Here is a 17,590-nt window from a genome sequence, read left to right on the forward strand (position 1 = left end):
GCATCCGCCGTCGGGACATTATCCGACGCTCGAAAGTAACGCCCGGTGAGCCTCTCAGCCCACCTTCTTGTCTGGCAGTCCTGCCGTCATGGGGCGTATGCCCTTTAGACCGTTGACTTTGCGTCCCACGCTTTCGCGTGGTATGCCCTGTTTCAGATTTCAAGCTAAATCATAATTGAACAAATTCCGTACGGCAATAAAAATATTTGTTTCCGCGCACATTTAATAGCTTCTCTTGATAAAGATTAATATTACGTTCGCGTCATCATCTTTTGTCATTCTACAAACGTGTATAGCAAGAATGTTATCTGTGGAACCGCTCCGCTTAAAGCTATCTACCGCTTCTGCTCAGTAAAGAAAATTAATAATTGGCTACGATTACACGGATGGGTCGACGTCTTTTTGATAGCCGTTACAGAATCGACTTACAAATTGTTACTAATTTCCGCGTTTCTACCGCACCGAATTAACAAACCAAATTCTTGCCTGAATTGTTATCAATGAAACATTACATTTCCTATCGGTGTCGATAATATTTACAGTAACTGCCGGACATGTTTATCGAGCAAAAGCAAGTGCCTGATTTATCGGTCTATTTTTTTTTGGCACGAAAAATGCTTACTGATTGTCACCAAACTAAAAACGGGGAACTATAATGAAACTGAAACAGAGCCTTCTTGCCATGATTATCGGTGCCGCCTTCGCACACTCGAGCGCCATGGCAGGTCAAGTCAAGATTAACTATTCGGACGCCGGTTTTTTCAACGGCACGCTGACGCCGACCACGCCAGCTTCAACCGTGTGGGCAACCGCGCTGTTTGAAGATGACGGAGTTGGAATGGTCAAGCTGACCATGACCGTCAGTGCCGCGCTGGCAGGGACCTCATCGTACGTGAGCCAGTGGTATTTCAACGTCCTGAACACGCCAACTCTGACGTTCCTGAACATCGACGCGCCGGCTGCGAACAGTATCGCCTACGGCAGTAACTGTTGCCAGGTGAACGGCCCTAGCGGGAATTTCGACCTGAATTTCTCGTTCAATACTAACAATCCGGGCAATCTCGCGCAGGGCGCGAATTCAATCTACCGGATCACCGGCGCTGGCTTGTCCGCCGCATCGTTCAACCAGCTGACCCCGCTCGAAAACGGTGGCCGTGGTGGCTTCCTGTCGGCGGTAAAAGTTCAGGGTGACGGCATCAGCTACGACGTTCGCGGCATTCTGGACAATGGCGTCATCAATCCCCAGGGCGACGTGCCTGAGCCAGGCACCCTCGCCTTGCTCGGCCTCGGCCTGCTGGGCGCTGCGCTGACGCGTCGCCGCCGTACCTAACCACGCTACGCTCTCCGCGACCCTGGCTGGACGCTATCACGTTCAGCCAGGTTTTTTTTTGCCTCATCTTGCCAGGCCGCGGATAGCACGCTGCCCTCGCGCCGGTTTCACTACTGCCGCGCCCCGCCGAACAGGGCGGCCACCAGCGGATCGCGCATGGCCGTGGCGCACCGTCCGCCGCGCGCGCAGGCCGCGTACCGACAGCTCGGCGATCAGCGCATCGAGCCGCTCGATGCGCAGCAGTGAAGACGGTCTCATGATCGCTACGATCGTTCACGCGCTGGCCGGCTTTGCCGCCCGCGGGTGCATCAGCCAGATCCAGACCAGCGCGATGAAGTAGGTGGCCGGGATCATCGTAAACAACAGCGTGTAGTTGTTGTCGCTGCGGGTCAGCACGAAGCCGACGATCTGCGTCATGAACATGCCGCCGATGGCCGAACAGGTGCCGCCGATGCCGAACATCGACGCCACCGCGTTCTTTGGCGCCATATCCATCGCCAGGCTCCAGATGTTGGCGGTCCACGCCTGGTGCGCGGCAATCGCCACCGAGATGTAAGCCACCGCCATCCACAGCCCCTTGGCCGACGACACGAACATGATCGGCGCGATGCACAGGCCGCACAGCAGCATCGTCACCAGCCGCGCCGGGATGGCGCGCATGCCGCGCACGATCAGCCAGGAAGACAAGCCGCCGCCGGCGATGCTGCCGATGTCGGCCATCAGGTAAATGACGATCAGCGGCGCGCCAAGCTGGGTGATGCTGATGCCGAGCTGGTACTGCTGGTTCAGGTAAGGCGGCAGCCAGTACAGGTAGAACCAGAACACCGGCGCCGTCAGCATGTGGCCGATCGCGAACGTCCAGGTGGCGCGCATGCGGATCACGTCGCGAAACGCGACCTTCGCCGCCGCCGGTTCGGCCGCGCCCTGGATGTGCGCCAGTTCTGCCTTGCTGACGGTCGGATGCTGGTCCGGATCGTGGTAGTTGCGCCACCAGAAAAACAGCCACACCACGCCGGCGGCGCCGATCACCCAGAACACCTGCTGCCAGCCCCACACCGCCAGCACGAACGGCACCAGCATCGGCGTGACCATGGCGCCGACGTTGGTGCCGGCGTTGAAAATGCCGACCGCGACGCCGCGCTCGCCGACCGGGAACCACAGGCGCGTGGTCTTGATGCAGGCCGGGTAGTTGCCGGCCTCGGCCAGCCCGAGCATGAAGCGGCAGATCATGAAGCCGAACACGCTCGAGGCAAAGCCGTGCGCCGCGGCGGCGATGCTCCACACCAGCACCGCCAGCGCGAAGCCGCGCTTGACGCCGACGGCGTCCATCAAGCGGCCCTGCGCAACGTAGCCGATCGCGTAGCCGACCTGGAACCAGAAATTGATGTTGGCGTAGTCCTGCGCGCTCCACTGCATCGTCTTGGCCAGCACCGGCTGCAAGATGCCGAGGGCGGCGCGGTCGATATAGTTGAGGGTGGTGGCAAAGAACACCAGCGCCAGCATGCCCCATCGCACTCTGCCCCTGCCGGTGTCCGCGCCGAGCAGCGCGCTGGCCGGATTACTGGTTAACTGCTTCATCTTGTCTCCATTATTATGGCGCCCGCCCGGGTTTCCCGGTGCCGGCAAATTTGCGGCTATGACGCCATCTGCACCGCGCGCGCCGGCTGGCGGATCTGCTGGCTGCGCCGCAGCACCTGGTCGGTCACCCACTTGGCCGAGCGGCGCGCACGCAGCGCCACCAGTTCCGGCGCCATTTGCAGGAAGTCGTCGTTGAACACCTCGAAGCTGTAGTCGCCGCGGTAGCCGGCGCGGTCGATCGAGCGCACCAGCGCGGACAGCTCGGCCGAATGTTCGCCTTCGCCGGGAAATACGCGCAGGTGGCGCGCCGTCTCGATGCGCTCCTCCGACGAGCGGATCTCGCGCCACATGAAGTCCGACAGCTGCACCATGGCGATTTTACTGCCGGGGATCTGGCCGAGGCTATCGAGTTCGGCGCTGTTGGCCAGCATGTGGAACGAATCGATCACGATGCCCAGGTTGGAATGGTCGGCCATCTCGACCACTTCCCACGCCTGCTGGTATTCGCTGATGTTACGCCCCCACGACAGCGCCTCGAAGCCGACCTTGACGTTCAGCGGCACGCCCAAGGTGGCCAGCTTGGCCAGGTCGCGCGCGATCTTAGCCGGCTCGCCGCTGGCGTGCTTGGACGTGGACGAACACACCATCAGCAAGGGCGAGCCGACCGCGCGGCAGATCTCCATCATGCTCTTGGCGACATCGACCTTGTAGTCGTGCAGGGTGCCGGACAGGCCTTCATAGTCGCGCATCACCTGGATGCCGGTCACGCGCACGCCGCTGCACCGCAGCAGCTGCACCGCCGCATCGAGGCCGCCCGGATAGTTGACCAGGTCCTTGGCCCACAACATCAGCTGCGAAAAGCCGGCCACGCGCGAGGCATCGAGCTTCGCTTCCAGCGTGCCGGCGAGGGTGATGGTGTCCATCCCGAAGTTTGACAGGTTCATGGCGCCCTTCCTGTCAGTTCAAGGCCGGACTGGCCACCAGCTCGAAGTTCACGCTGCCGCGGAACATCTGGGTCAGCGCGCCCTTCTCGCTCGGCTGCACCGGCGCGCGGTCGACGAACGTCACGCCGCGCTGCGCCAGCAGCGCCATCGCCGACGCCACGTCCGGCGTGCCGAAGCCGACCCGGATCAGTTCCTCGTCCCAGTGGACGTCGTCGGTGCCTGCCGGCGGCTCGACCAGCTGAAGGCAGAATTTGCCGCACGGGCTGGCCAGCATGGTCCCGCGCGGCAGGATGCCGAAGCCGGTCCCGCTTGGCAGCGGCTGAAAATTCATCAGCTGCTGATAGAAGTCGATCCACTCGGCGCTGCGGTCGCGCCGGATCGCCTGCACCACGCCGAAAAAATGCAGGCCGGCTAACGCCGGCGGATGCGCGCGCGCCGCGTCGGCCAGCTTGAAGTCGACGTCGTAGATCGAGAAGTCCGGATAGCGTTCGACGAAGTAGATCACCGAGTCGCCGGCGCCGTGCACGCCTGGGATGTTGAGCTCCATGGCGCCGGCGCGGGTCGGAATCGCCCAGGCGCCGCGGTCGAGCGCATGCTGGTAAGCTTCGCCGGCATTGCGCACCCGCAGCGCGATCGCCGTCAGCGAGGTGGCGCCATGTTCGGCGTCCGCGCTCGACCACGAATCGGCGTCGGCATTGACCACCACGTTCATGTCGCCCTGGCGATACAGCACCACCTCGCGCGAGCGGTGGCGCCCGACCTGGACGAAGCCCATCGTCTCGAGCACCGCGCCCAGCGCCAGCGGCTCGGCCGTCGCGTACTCGATGAACTCGACGCCGTCAATGCCCAGCGGGTTGCTCGGCTCGGCATGGTTTTCCTGGGTTTTCATCGCTTCTCCTCCTCAATGCGGGCCGCTTGCAGCGCGGCGAAATGGGCCAGCATGCGCGCGCTGTCGGGCGCCACGCCGGTAAACAGTTCGAAGGCGTGGACCGCCTGGAACACGGCCATGCCGCCGCCATTCATCGTGCGGCAGCCGATCGCGTCGGCCGCCTGCAGCAGCGCAGTCTGCAGCGGGAAGTAGACGATCTCGGACACCCACATCGCAGGGCGCAGCAGTTCGGCCGGCAGCGGCAGGCCGGGATGCTTGGCCATGCCGGTCGGCGTGGCGTGGACCAGGCCATCGGCGTGCGCCATCGCCGCGGCCAGGTCGGCGCCGGCGCTGGCGCGGCCGGAACCGAAGCGCGCGCACAGGGCGGCGGCCAGGTCGGCGGCTCTGGCTGGGTCGACGTCGAACACGCTTAACTCTTCAACCCCCATCTCGAGCGCCGCGTGCGCGGTGGCCGCGCCAGCGCCGCCGGCGCCGAGCTGCACCACCCGGCCCAGCGCCACGCCGGGAAGGCTGCGCCGGAACGCCTCGGCAAAGCCGGACCAGTCGGTGTTGTGGCCGATCCGCTTGCCGTCCCTGAACACGACGGTGTTGACGGCGTCGATGGCGCGCGCTTCGTCGCTGACGTCGTCGAGCAAGGGAATGATTTTTTGCTTGGCCGGGTAGGTGATGTTCAGCCCCGCAAAGCCCATCGCTTCGGCGGCGTCGAGCAGCGCCGGCACATCGTCGGCCGTCTTGCCGAGCACGTCGAGGTCGATGATCTGGTACAGGCAGCGCAGGCCGCTGGTGTCGCCCTCCTGCTCGTGCATCGCCGGTGTGAGGGAACGACCGATGCCGGCGCCGATCAGGCCCAGCAGGATGCGTTGTCGAGGTGTCGTCATGGTGAACCGATCAGGTCGTAGAAGGTACAGCGAAAGAACCAGCGCTTGCGGATCATTCTAGACTAACTATTTAGTTAAAGGCAAGCCAAATCGCTGGCGCCGGCGCCGCTGCGCCGCTGCCGGCATCAGGGTGCGCGCACGTAGCGCAGGATCATGTCGACGACCGAATCGCGGCGCGCCGAATGCACTGCCGGCGCCGTCAGGTCGCGGCCGAAGATGAAGCTGAAGGTATGCTGGTTCGACACGTTGTAGAACGACAGCGCGCTGATCGACATGTGCAGGTCGACCGGGTCGAGGTCGCTGCGAAACACCCCTTCGGCAATGCCGCGCTTGCACAGCCGGTCCAGCAGCGCGATGGCCGGCCGGTTGATCTGCTGCAGCTCGGCGATCTTGCGCACGTACTCGCCGTTGTTGATGTTCTCGGTCATCACCATGCGGATGAACTCGGGATGCTGGGCGTGATAATCGAAGGTCGAGGCGACGATGGTGCGCAGCGCCGGCACCGGCGCCAGCTGGTCGAGGTGGAACTCGCTCTCGACGCGGCGAAAGCGCCGGTAGCTCTCCTCGAGCGCGGCCACGTACAGGCCTTCCTTGCCGCCGAAGTAGTAATAGATCATGCCCTTGTTGGCGCCCGTTTCGGCGGCGATCGTGTCGATGCGCGCCCCCGACAGGCCATGGCGCGAAAACTCCTGGATGGCGACGTTGAGGATGGTGGCGCGGGTGCCGTCTTCCTCGGCGGCCTCGGCGCGCGGCGCCTTGGCTTTTTTCACCGGTGTTTTCTTTGCAGCGGTCGTGGTCTTAGCATTCATACACAGGATTTTACTCGACAAGTGTGCCGCGCGGCACTGCCGGCGGCGGGTAAAAACAGCATCGTCACCTTAATGTCCCAGGGGCTTGTCGTAGAACTTCGCGGCAATCTCGTACAACTCGCGCGACTCCGGATAATCCGGATTGGTCATGAAGCCGTGGCCGAGGCCATCGAAGATCAGCAGGTCCGACGCCACGCCCGAGCGCAGCAAGCGGCGGTGGCCGTAGGCAGCGGCGCTCATGGCGAAGTCGCGCGTGCCCGAGGCGAACAAGGTCGGCGGAAACTGCGCCATCACCTTCAGGTCGACCGACGGATTTACCGCCAGGTCGTCGCCATTGACGTTGTCGAGGTAAGCCGGCCCCGGCGGCATGGCAACGGCCACGCCGGTTGCCAGCGCGGCAAAGGCGGCCGAGTCGCCGGCCATGAACCTGGCGTCGGCGCCGGCGCAGTAGATGCCGAGCACGCCCGGGCGCGGCAGGCCGGCCTGCTGGAAGTGCGCCACGCTTTGCGCCACCAGCGAGCCGCCCGCCGAACAGCCGACCAGGCCGATGTTGGGCGCCTTGTAGCGCTTGAGCATCGCCTTGTAGACGGTGGTGAAGTCCTCGGTCGCCGCCGGAAACCGGTGTTCCGGACCCTGGCGGTACAGCAGGCTGACGACCCTGTACTGGCCGACCGCGGCCACCGGAATGCTGATCAACAGCCCGTTGGCGCGGATGCCGGTGCGAAAGCCGCCGCCGGGCGCATTGAGCATCAGCCGGTTCTGGTTGCGCGCCGGCACCCCGCCCTTCGGCGTGACGATCGCCACCGAGATGCCGTCGATGGTGGTTTCCTCGACGTCGACCGGGAACAGCTCGCGCATGTGCGCGACGTTCGGCTGCAGCGTCTCGTTCATGCGGCGGCGCAACTCGGCCATGTCTTCCAGCTTCGGCTGCGGCGCCGCGCCCGGCCCTTCGGTCGGGCGCGCGCGCCGCACGATCGCCTTCGACTCCTCGCTCAGGATGGCCGACAAGGCGATGACGCCGCACTGGATGCGGGCGGTGCCGTCGGCGTCGACGGTGACCGGGGTCTGCGCGACTGCCCCCGCGGCGGCCAGTGCCAGCACCGCCGCAAGGACGCGTTGATCAGCGCTGAGCATCATCAGAACTTGGTGCGCACGCCAACGTAGTACGAACGGCCGACGATGTCGTACGTCGATGCAATCGTCAGGTTCTGGTTGCCCGGCACCACAGCAGGATCGCGGTTGAAGAGGTTGGTGATGCCGGCGCGCAGGTCGATGTTCTTGTTCAGCGCGTAGCGCACGCCGAGATCGAAAATGTCGTACTTCTCGACACCGGCGGCCGGGCTGGCCGGACGCGTCACCGCGGTGATGTCCTTCATCGCCGGAATATGGCGCCAGCGCAGGCTTACCGACGCGGCGCCGACTTCATGGCGGAACGTCGTCGTCGACTGCCAGGTCGGCCGGATCACCGTGCCGACGGTTCCCTTGAATTCCTGGATGGCGTCGCCAGGCAGCGCCTGCGACTGGTAGGAATTGACGACACTGACGGCGCTATTGACGCCGAACGTGCCCCACGCATCGGACAGGCCGATGGCGCCGAGCTTGAAGCGCCAGTCGACCTGCACGTCGACGCCGGAGGTCTTCAGCTGGCCCAGGTTCAGGTACGGCGCCGCCACTTGCGTCAGCAGGCCGTTGCTGTCGCGCGAGACCAGCAGGCAGAACGGATTGGTGGCCGAATAGGTCGGGTTGCTGCCGTCGAGGTTGTAGCACTTGTTCAGTGCCGATGCGGCCGGCACCGCCGAGATCGTGTCTTCGATCTTGATCTTGTAGAAGTCGACCGAGGCGAACACCTGCGAGAACAGCGGCGAGGCGAACTGCGGCGTCCACACCACGCCCAGCGTCTGCGTGTCGGCCGATTCCGGCGTCAGGTTCGGATTGCCGCTGCTCAGGGTCGAAGTGGCCACCGTCGGGAAGGTGTACGCATCGACCACCGAAGCGGGCACGCCGGTGGCGATGCACAGCGCGCGCAGCTGGGCGCCGCCGCCGCCGAGCCGCGCCGCGGTGCGCGAATCGCATGGCTCGCCGCCATTCGGCGGGCTGCCGAACTGGACCTGGTTGCCGTTCGCCGCGCTGAACAGCTCGCCGATGTTCGGCGCGCGGATCGAATGCTGCACACCGCCGCGCACCATCACGCTGTGGATCGGCGACCATTCGGCGTCGACCTTCCAGGTCTTGGCGATGCCGGAGATGTCATAGTCGGAAATGCGCGCACCTGGCGAGACGGCCAGCGTCTTTGCAAACGGCGCGTCGCGCAGCAGCGGGATGCGCAGCTCGAGCGCGGCTTCCTTGACCGAGGTGGCGCCGGACGAGCGTTGCGAGGCGATCACGGCCTCGATGTTCTGCGCCGCCAGTTGCGAATCGGGCAGGTAGGAATACGTATTCTTGCGGTAATTGACCGACGCCGAGAACTGCAGCTCGCCGGCGGGCAGATCGAACAGCGCGCCCTGCACGCTCGCTTCGGCCACGCGCTGGGTCAGGTTTTCCGTGCTGGCCGCGGTGGTGGTCATGAAATTTCGGCACGCTTCCGAAATGCGCGTGTTGTTGCCAATGCCGAAAGGATTGTAACCGCCCGCGCACAGGCCGGTGCCGCCGCCAGGCGCATTGAGCAGCTCCTGGACGCGCGAACTGAGGATCGCGTTGTGCAGGATCTGATCGTGCACCGAGCGGTCGGCCGACACGTACGCATCCCAGGTCCAGTCCTTGTACGGGATGTTGCCGCGCAGGCCCACCAGCAGCTGGTCGGTGTTGTAGCCTTCGTTGAACACGCGGTTCGGGATGCCGACAAAGCGGGTGTTCCACAGGAATGGCGCGCCGGCATCCGGGCGCGACGCGAGGATCGTGCGCAGGTCGGCCGGGATGAAGGGATTGCTTAAGGGGATCGTCGTGTTGCCGCCCAGGCCGAACTGGGTCAGGGTCGCGCCGGTGTTGGTCTTGGTCACCGAATGGGTGTGCAGCACTTGGGCGTAGCCGGTCAGGTCGGGCGTGAAGCGGTATTCGACCTTGTTGAAAAAATTCTCGCGGCGCATGCCGTTGATCAGGTCGCTCTGGACGCTGACCGGCATGCGCACGTTGCCGCCGACGATCGCGTACGACTGGTTGACCGGGCCAAGGTAATTGAGCGCGCCCGTCTGGCTGAACAAGGTGCCGTTGTCGTTGAAGCCGAGGTTGTTGGTGCGCGGCACCGTTGCGGTCACGCCGTAGCGTGAGAACACGCTGTTCAGGGCCGCCTGCGTCGGCAGGTTCGACGCGTTCGGCAAATAGGTGCTGGTGCCGATGAAGCCGGACGGCACGCCAAGGTTGAAGAACGGCCGCTGGGCGCCGGTCAGGCGCTCGCGCTCGTCGTAGCTGACCGAAAACAGCGCGTAGCCCTTGCCTTCGGCAAATTCGGTGCCGGCCGTGATCGACGGGCTCAGGCGGCGCGCATCGTTCTTTTGCGAGTTGCCGTACTGGACGTCGAGCACCACGCCCTTCAGCTTGCGCAGGCTCTTGAAGTTGACCACGCCCGACATCGCGTCCGAGCCGTACACGGCGGAGGCGCCGCCGCTGATCGTTTCGATGCCGTCGACGATCGCCTGCGGCACGGTATTGATGTCGACCTGGCCGAAGGCCGACGACAGCGGCAGGCGCCGGCCGTCGAGCAGGATCAGGTTGCGGTTGTCGCCCAGGCCGCGCAGGTCGAGCGTGGCGCGCGCGCCGACGCCCTGGCCGCCGGTCGAGGCGGTGCCAGATGGGGTGAACTGCGGCATCTGGTTCAGCGTCGCCTCGAGCGTGATGTTGCCGCTTTCCTGCAGCACTTCCTTGGCGGTGGTGACGATCGGGCTTGGCGACGCATAGTCGCGCCGGGCGATCTTCGAGCCGGTGACGACGACGGTGGCCACTTTCGCCTCGACGTCAGCCGGCGCCGGATCAGCCGCGGTCTGCGCGTGGGCGCTGAGGATGGTGGAGAAGCCGACGGCGCTGCCGTAAGCGAGCGGTTTCGACAGATTGATCCATACGTTGCTACGGGGCTTGCGCTTCATTTTGTCTCCTGAGGAAGGGGTACTTCGCTTGTTATTTTGGGTAAATATACACTAACCAGATAGTTAACAACAATAATTAAATCGGCATATTTGTTGTTTTAATCAAACGGTGATGGCGCACTGTTTCATTCACTGCGGCGCAATATGAAGCCCCGTTCGCCCGCCTCCGGTTGACCTTAACTAAATAGTTAATGTATTCTGCACCGACCCCACATCCGACAGGACAAGACGATGCCAACGAGACGCCGTCCCGCCATTCAAACAACGGGACCAGACCCGTTTTTTAATCGGCCGCCATCCCCTTGTGCCGAACAAAAACCGGGTCTGACCCGGTTATTCAGACACGTTCTGGTGCTGGCGGCGCTGGTTGGCGCCGGCGCAGCGGCGGCGCAAAAGGTCAGCGTCGGCAGCGGCAGGCTCGAAGGCGTCCCGCTCGCCAACGGCGTCAACGCGTGGTACGGCATCCCGTACGCGGCCGCGCCGGTGCGCGAACTGCGCTGGCGCGAGCCGCAGCCGGCCACGCCATGGAACGGCGTGCTGCACGCCGACCGCAAGGGCCCGGAATGCATCCAGCTGCTGCGCCGCAAGGACATCAACCACTACTTCGGCGAGGAAGCGACCAGCGAAGACTGCCTGTTCATGAACGTCTGGGCGCCCGCCGGCTCGGCATCGCGCGCCAAGCTGCCGGTGATCGTCTTCATCCACGGCGGCGGCTTCACGGTCGGCTCGAGCGGCATGGCGCTGTACGGCGGGCCGAACGTGGCAGCGCGCGGCGCCGTGTTCGTCAACTTCAATTACCGGCTCGGCATCCTCGGCTTCATGGCCCATCCGGAGCTGACGGCCGAATCGCCGCAGGGCGCGTCGGGCAACTACGGTTTCCTCGACCAGGTGCAGGCGCTGCGCTGGGTCCAGCGCAATATCGCCCGCTTCGGCGGCGATCCGGCCAACGTCACCATCGCCGGCCAGTCCGCCGGCGCCGCGTCGGTCGTGTCGCTGGTAGCGAGCCCGCTGGCGCGCGGCCTGTTCCAGCGCGCCTTCGTGCAAAGCGGCCCTGCCATCGGCGGCGCCTCTGCTACCCTGGCCGAGTCGGAGCAGACCGGGCTCGATGTACAGAAAGCGGTCGGCGCCACGTCGCTCGCGGCGATGCGCCAGTTGCCGGCGGACCGCGTGTTCGTGGTGCAGCGCGATTTCCAGTTCGGCGACTCGGGCTCGGTCAACGTGCGTCCCAACATCGACGGCTACTTCCTGCCCGACTCGATCGCCAATATCTTCGCCGCCGGCCGCCAGAACGACGTGCCCACCCTCGCCGGCTTCACCGGCGACGATATCAGCCCAAGTCCCCTGCCGCTGGCGACGACGGCCGCCGGCTACCGCGACAAGGCGCGCCAGGTCTACGGCGCCAACGCCGACCGCTTCCTGGCGCTGTACCCGGTGACGGCCGACGCCGACGCGCCGGCGATGGGCAAGCTGGCGGCGCGCCATGCGATGATGGAAAAAGGCACGCGCAAGCTGGCGCAGGCGCAAACGGCGAGCGGCAAGGCGCCCATCTATGTCTACATGTTCTCGCGCGTGCACCCGTTCAATCCGGCCGCGCCGCTGTTCGATGCGCCGCAGGGCGCGTATCACACCTCCGATGTGCCCTACTGGTTCCAGACCCAGGACGCGCTTAACATGTTCAAGCCGACGCGCCTGTGGGGCCAGCAGGACCGCGCCCTGTCGGCGCGCATGATGGACAGCATGCTGGCGTTCGCCCGCAGCGGCAATCCGGCCACGCCGGCGACGCCGTGGCCGGCCTGGCGCCCGGGCGATGAACAAATGATCGACTTTGGCGACAAGGTCGACGTCGCGCGCCAGAACGCCGCCCAGCTGGACTTCCACGACGTGCCGGCGCAGTTCGTGCCGGCCGGCGCCGCGCTTCCTCGCCTGACCCGGGACTGACATGCCGACGCACCCGAAACCGCTCGACATTGGCGGCCGCCTCCTCGGCGGCCATGGCCGCGCGCTAATTTGCACGCCGCTGGTCGGTCGCACCACTGCCGCGCTGAAGGCAGAACTGACGGCAATCGTGCCGCAGGGGCCCGACCTGGTCGAGTGGCGCGTCGACTTTTTCGATGCCATCGCCAACCGGCGCGAGGTGCTCTCCGCCGCGGCGGAACTGCGCGCGCTGGCCGGCGGCGTGCCGATCATATTTACACGGCGCGCCGCGCATGAAGGGGGCGAGCCGATCGCCATCGACGAAGACGCCGTTGTGGCGCTGTACGGAGCGCTGTGCGCCAGCGGCGACATCGACGTCGTCGACTATGAGTTGAGCCAGCCAGAACACCACCGCCGCACGGTGCGCGCGGTGTCGCAGGCGCATGGCGTGGCGCTGATCGTGTCGTGCCATGACTTCCACGCCACGCCTGGCAGCGCCGAGATGGTCGCAACATTGCTGCGCGCGGAACGCGAAGGCGCCGACATCGCCAAGCTGGCGGTGATGCCGTGCGCGCCTGGCGACGTGCTGCGCCTGCTCGACGCCACCTTGCAAGCTGGCGCCGCGCTGCGCATCCCGTTGATCGCGATCGCGATGGGCGCGCTGGGTGCGATGACCCGGATCTGCGGCTGGCAGTACGGATCGAGCGTCACCTTCGCGGTCGGCCAGCGCGTATCGGCGCCGGGGCAGATCCCAACCAAGGAACTGCGCCGCGCGATGGCGGCGCTGGGCGAGCAGCAGGCAAACCGGGTCAGACCCCTGCTGCATGGCCAACTTAGAAAGCGCCGACGTAATTCTCCGCCAGCGCGGTGGCCATCGCGCGCGAGCTGACGACGTTCTCCAGCTCCGCGCGCTGGATCTCGCGCTGAAACGGCGTGGCGTCGGCAAACGTATGCAACAGGCTCGTCATCCACCACGAAAAATACTCGGCCCGCCACACGCGCTTGAGCGCATCGGCCGAATAGCTGTTCAGCCGTTCTTCGCCGCCCTCGCGGTAAAACTGTTCGAACGCCCGCGCCAGCAACTTGACATCGCCAATCGCCAGGTTCATCCCCTTGGCGCCGGTCGGCGGCACGATATGGGCGGCGTCGCCGGCGAGCATCAGGCGGCCCGACTGCATCGGCGCCGAGACGAAACTGCGCATGCCGATGATATTTTTCTGGAAGATCTTCCCTTCGTTCAGGCGCCAGCCGTCGTTGTTTTCCAACCGGCTGTGCAACTCGTGCCAGATGCGATCATCCGACCAGTTGTCGACATGGTCGCTCGGGTCGCACTGAAGATACAGCCGCTGCACCGTCGGCGAACGGGTGCTGACCAGCGCGAAGCCGCGCTCGTGGTGCGCGTAGATCAGCTCCTCCGACGACGGCGCCGATTCGACCAGGATGCCGAACCAGCCGAACGGGTACGTGCGCTGATAGTCCTGGCGCACGCTTGCCGGGATCGCAGCGCGCGATACGCCGTGAAAGCCGTCGCATCCGATGACGAAGTCGGCGTCGATGATCTGCTGCGTGCCGGCGTGCGAGAACCGCACCGACGGCTTGTCGGTGTCGACGCCATGCAGCTCCACGTCGCTGACCTCGAACAGCAAGGCGCCGCCGGCGTCGATGCGCGCGGCCACCAGGTCCTTTATCACCTCGTGCTGCGGGTAGACGGTGATCGCCTTTCCGGTCAATTCGATCAGGTCGATGCGGTGGCGGCGGCCGCCGAACGCCAGTTCGATGCCGTGATGGAGCGCGCCTTCCGAGCGCATGCGCTCGCCCACGCCCGCTTCGGTCAGCAAGTCCATGGTGCCTTGCTCGAGCACGCCGGCGCGGATGGTCGCCTCGATCTCCGGCCGGCTGCGCGACTCGAGCACGATCGATTCGATACCCTGCAGGTGCAGCAAGTGAGATAGCAGCAGGCCGGCCGGGCCGGCGCCGATGATGGCGATCTGGGTGCGCATGGTGTCTCCTGATGTTATTCGTATGCCGCCATGCTAGCGCCGCCAGGCCCCGAATAAAATGGAGAAAACCGCAAATAACTTGTACTATTTATACACGCGCACACTTTTCTGCCCACCCCTTTCCATGCCCACCACCGCATCAGCCCCGCCGCCGGAAGTCCCCCAGTTTGCGCTCTACGGTGAAGCCGCCAGAGCGGAAAACGCCGAGTTCGTCCATATCGAACTGATTGAGACGCGCAGCCGGCTGCACGACTGGCACATTTCCAACCACACCCACCGCGGCCTGTTTCAGGTACTTTTTCTGTACGCCGGCCATGTGCGCGCCAGCGTCGACGGCGCGCTGTGGGAGCGCGACGGCCCCACCGCGATCACGATCCATCCGTCGGTGGTTCACGGTTTCGCGTTTTCGCAGGAGGCGCAAGGCTACGTGCTGACGCTCGACGAGCAGGTGGTGTTTGCCGCCGGCGGCAGCGAAGGCGACATCTTTTCGGCGCTGTTCGTGCAGCCGCTGGCGATCGACCTGGCGCCGGCGCCGCAAGCGCGCGAACGCATCGAGGGGCTGCTCAAGAACCTGATCGCCGAGGCCTCATGGCCGCACTACGGTCACACGCTAATGCTCGAATGGCTGGCGCGCAGCGCCTTGCTGCTGCTGTTGCGGGCGCACGCGGAGCACCGTTTTGCCGGCCAGTCGGGGCATGGCGAGTTCGAACTGTTCACGCGCTTTCGCGCAGAAGTGGAGCGCAACTTCAGGCAGCAGTGGCAGGTCGGCCAGTATGCCGACGCGCTGGGGGTGACGCCGACGCGCCTGAACCGCCTGTGCCTCAAACTGGCCGGCAAATCGGCATTCGACATCGGCCAGGACCGCCTGATGCTGGAAGCGTGCCGCAAGCTCACGTACGCGCCGTCGCCGATCGCCAGCGTCGCCTATCAGCTGGGGTTCCAGGATCCGGCGTATTTCAGCCGCCTGTTCAAGAAGCGTGTCGGCGTCACGCCAAAGCAGTTCCGCGGCCAGGCATCCTAGAGCAAGGCACTCATCTCGACCTGGATCTTGAGCAGCGCCGGCAGGCAGCGTTCGACCATGCTGTCGGCGGCGATGCGCGCCGCGTGCACGCTGACGTTGATCGCGGCGACCGTCTCGCCGCGAAAATTACGCAGCGGGACGGCGATGGTGCGCAGACCCAGTTCAAGTTCCTGGTCCACCAGCGCGTAGCCCTGCGCGCGGGCGCGCCCGATCTCCAGCGCCAGCCTTTCCTTGTCGACGATCGTGTGCCCGGTCATCTGCTCGGGACGCGCGCGTTCGAGGAAGCGGTCGACTTCGTCCTGCGGCAGGCTGGCCAGCAGCACGCGGCCGTTCGCCGTGCAGTAGGCCGGCACCCGCGTGCCCGGCTGCAGCGTGGCCGACACCAGGCGCCCGGCGCTGACGGCCGCCACGCACACCAGGTCGTCGTGATCGAGCACGCCGGCCGACGCCGCCTCTTCCAGCGAGTACGCCAGCCGGTACAGCAGCGGCTGCACGATGCGCGGCAGGCGCGCCGAATGCAGGTACGACTGGCCAAGGCGCAGCACCATCGGCGTCAGCGAGAACAGCTTGTTCTCGTGCCGCATGTAGCCCAGGTGCGCCAGCGTGATCAGGTAGCGCCGCGCCGCCGCGCGCGTCAGGCCGGCGCGCTGCGCCACCTCGGCAATCGTCAAGCGCGCGCGTTCCTGGTCGAACGCCTCGATTACCTGCAGCCCTTTCTCAAGGCCGGCGATGAGGTCGCGCTTGGCAGGCGCGTCGGCTGTACTGTCGATAGAGGCAGGCATAGTCCCAATCATTCGATGGTTTGGGCGATTGTCGCACAATTTGTGCGATCTGCGAATGCCGCGCATCGCTACCATCTTGTTGAGGGCAGCCGATTTGCCTACCATGACCTGGCTCACCCCTCAGTCCAACGTCACCTGCCAGGAGACCTGCTTTGAAATTCGATGCTATCGAACCGGGCGTCTATCCCGAACTGATCTACCCGCCTTACAAGTCGACCATGAAGCGCGGGCCTGCCCAGCCGCTGCTGCGCATCGAAGCTCCGCGCCCGGTCAGCGACAATGTCCGGCCGGCGCCGCGCATCCTGCTGCCGCACGATATGGACCTGACGGCGCAAGGCGACAGCGAGCCGCTCGGCGAAAAAATCGTCGTCACCGGCCGCGTGCTCGATGAAGACGGCAAGCCGGTGCGCGATTCGCTGCTCGAAGTCTGGCAGTGCAACGCGGCGGGCCGCTACCGCCACAAGCGCGACCAGCACAACGCGCCGCTCGATCCAAACTTCAATGGCTGGGGAAAAATGCTGACCGACGAAGACGGCCGCTATCGCTTCGTCACCATCAAGCCCGGTCCTTACCCGTGGGGCAACCACGAAAAGGCATGGCGCCCGGCGCACATCCACTTCTCCATGTTCGGCAACGTCTACGCGCAGCGCCTGGTCACGCAGATGTATTTTCCGAGCGACCCGCTGTTCGACTACGACCCGATCTTCCAGAGCATCCCGGACCTGGCCGCGCGCCAGCGCCTGATCTCGCGCTTCAGCATGGAACAGACGGTCGGCAGCGAAATGCTCGGCTACGAATTCGACATCGTGCTGCGCGGCCGCGACGCCACGCCGATGGGCATCTAAGGAGAATGACATGAGCACCATCACGACTTCGCAAACCATCGGGCCGTTCTCGCACGAAGCCTTCCAGTGGGCGGCCGACATGACCGCCGCGACTGACGCCGGCGCGCCCGCTGTCCTCATCCGCGGCACAATCTACGACGGCGCCGGCGTTCCCATCGACGACGCCCAGCTCGAGGCATGGCTGCCCGACGCCGCTGCCGCCGAAGCGCAGCAGCCGATGCCTGGATTTCGCCGCGTGCCAAGTGGCGCCGACGGCAGCTTCACCTTTCATGCGCCACTGCCGGCGGCTTCCATCGGCGAGCCGCTGATGTACGTCACCGTGTTCGCGCGTGGCCTGGTCAAACACCAGTTCACCGCCCTCTTCCTGGAAGACGACAGCGCCCTGGCCAAATCGGCTATCCTTGGCCAGGTGCCGGCCACGCGCCGCGCCACGCTGGTGGCGCGCAAAGTGGGCGAGCGCGAATACCAGTGGGATATCTGGATGCAGGGCGACAAAGAGACGGTCTTTTTCGACTACGTATAAA

General features: G+C 65.1%; 15 protein-coding genes and 1 riboswitch. Of the genes, 6 read left to right on the forward strand and 9 right to left on the reverse strand.

Features of this window, described 5'->3' with window-relative positions; all coding sequences use genetic code 11:
- Positions 1 to 70: 70 nt before the first annotated feature.
- A riboswitch (cyclic di-GMP riboswitch) is annotated at positions 71 to 157 on the reverse strand.
- 498 nt (positions 158 to 655) lie between these two features.
- A complete protein-coding gene (locus tag ACP7DD_RS06715) occupies positions 656 to 1,330 on the forward strand; it encodes a PEP-CTERM sorting domain-containing protein (protein WP_426173936.1) in 675 nt (224 codons plus the stop codon).
- Between the two features lie 273 nt (positions 1,331 to 1,603).
- Here ACP7DD_RS06715 and ACP7DD_RS06720 read toward each other — a convergent pair whose 3' ends face one another.
- From ACP7DD_RS06720 to ACP7DD_RS06750, 7 genes are all read right to left on the reverse strand, one after another.
- A complete protein-coding gene (locus ACP7DD_RS06720) occupies positions 1,604 to 2,908 on the reverse strand; it encodes an MFS transporter (protein ID WP_426173937.1) in 1,305 nt (434 codons plus the stop codon).
- Positions 2,909 to 2,964: 56 nt separating this feature from the next.
- Entirely contained in the window at positions 2,965 to 3,852 is an 888-nt protein-coding gene (locus tag ACP7DD_RS06725) for a sugar phosphate isomerase/epimerase family protein (RefSeq protein ID WP_426173938.1), read from the reverse strand.
- Between the two features lie 13 nt (positions 3,853 to 3,865).
- Complete coding sequence (locus ACP7DD_RS06730) at positions 3,866 to 4,741, reverse strand: 4-hydroxyphenylpyruvate dioxygenase (RefSeq protein ID WP_426173939.1); 876 nt, start codon at positions 4,739 to 4,741, stop codon at positions 3,866 to 3,868.
- Complete coding sequence (locus ACP7DD_RS06735) at positions 4,738 to 5,619, reverse strand: shikimate dehydrogenase (RefSeq protein WP_426173940.1); 882 nt, start codon at positions 5,617 to 5,619, stop codon at positions 4,738 to 4,740. The genes ACP7DD_RS06730 and ACP7DD_RS06735 overlap by 4 nt, the downstream gene beginning before the upstream one ends.
- Positions 5,620 to 5,744: 125 nt before the next feature.
- On the reverse strand, positions 5,745 to 6,389 hold the full coding sequence (locus ACP7DD_RS06740) for a TetR family transcriptional regulator (RefSeq protein ID WP_426173941.1): 645 nt from the start codon (positions 6,387 to 6,389) through the stop codon (positions 5,745 to 5,747).
- Positions 6,390 to 6,497: 108 nt separating this feature from the next.
- Complete coding sequence (locus ACP7DD_RS06745) at positions 6,498 to 7,562, reverse strand: alpha/beta hydrolase (protein WP_426173942.1); 1,065 nt, start codon at positions 7,560 to 7,562, stop codon at positions 6,498 to 6,500.
- Positions 7,563 to 7,564: 2 nt separating this feature from the next.
- Positions 7,565 to 10,504, reverse strand: a complete 2,940-nt coding sequence (locus ACP7DD_RS06750; protein ID WP_426173944.1) for a TonB-dependent receptor domain-containing protein — start codon at positions 10,502 to 10,504, stop codon at positions 7,565 to 7,567.
- 351 nt (positions 10,505 to 10,855) lie between these two features.
- Between ACP7DD_RS06750 and ACP7DD_RS06755 the strand changes: the two genes are divergently transcribed.
- The gene (locus ACP7DD_RS06755) at positions 10,856 to 12,442 is read left to right on the forward strand and encodes a carboxylesterase/lipase family protein (RefSeq protein WP_426173945.1); all 1,587 of its coding nucleotides are present in this window, start codon (positions 10,856 to 10,858) and stop codon (positions 12,440 to 12,442) included.
- A gap of 1 nt (position 12,443) precedes the next feature.
- Complete coding sequence (aroD, locus tag ACP7DD_RS06760; RefSeq protein ID WP_426173946.1) at positions 12,444 to 13,307, forward strand: type I 3-dehydroquinate dehydratase; 864 nt, start codon at positions 12,444 to 12,446, stop codon at positions 13,305 to 13,307.
- Here the strand turns inward: aroD and ACP7DD_RS06765 are convergent.
- Positions 13,252 to 14,418, reverse strand: a complete 1,167-nt coding sequence (locus ACP7DD_RS06765; protein WP_426173947.1) for a 4-hydroxybenzoate 3-monooxygenase — start codon at positions 14,416 to 14,418, stop codon at positions 13,252 to 13,254. The two genes, aroD and ACP7DD_RS06765, sit on opposite strands and share 56 nt — an antisense overlap.
- Before the next feature lie 124 nt (positions 14,419 to 14,542).
- Here ACP7DD_RS06765 and ACP7DD_RS06770 point away from each other — a divergent pair, with 124 nt between their 5' ends.
- Positions 14,543 to 15,439, forward strand: a complete 897-nt coding sequence (locus tag ACP7DD_RS06770) for a helix-turn-helix domain-containing protein (protein ID WP_426173948.1) — start codon at positions 14,543 to 14,545, stop codon at positions 15,437 to 15,439.
- Here the strand turns inward: ACP7DD_RS06770 and ACP7DD_RS06775 are convergent.
- The gene (locus ACP7DD_RS06775) at positions 15,436 to 16,221 is read right to left on the reverse strand and encodes an IclR family transcriptional regulator domain-containing protein (protein ID WP_426173949.1); all 786 of its coding nucleotides are present in this window, start codon (positions 16,219 to 16,221) and stop codon (positions 15,436 to 15,438) included. The two genes, ACP7DD_RS06770 and ACP7DD_RS06775, sit on opposite strands and share 4 nt — an antisense overlap.
- Before the next feature lie 152 nt (positions 16,222 to 16,373).
- On the opposite strand from ACP7DD_RS06775, the gene pcaH reads away from it, so the two are divergent.
- Entirely contained in the window at positions 16,374 to 17,066 is a 693-nt protein-coding gene (gene pcaH / locus ACP7DD_RS06780; protein WP_099789027.1) for a protocatechuate 3,4-dioxygenase subunit beta, read from the forward strand.
- 10 nt (positions 17,067 to 17,076) lie between these two features.
- On the forward strand, positions 17,077 to 17,589 hold the full coding sequence (locus ACP7DD_RS06785; RefSeq protein ID WP_426173950.1) for a protocatechuate 3,4-dioxygenase: 513 nt from the start codon (positions 17,077 to 17,079) through the stop codon (positions 17,587 to 17,589).
- Position 17,590 lies beyond the last annotated feature (1 nt).

The sequence above is a fragment of the Massilia sp. TWR1-2-2 genome (genome assembly GCF_049897565.1).
In the GTDB taxonomy this organism is placed as follows: domain Bacteria; phylum Pseudomonadota; class Gammaproteobacteria; order Burkholderiales; family Burkholderiaceae_D; genus JAFCUW01.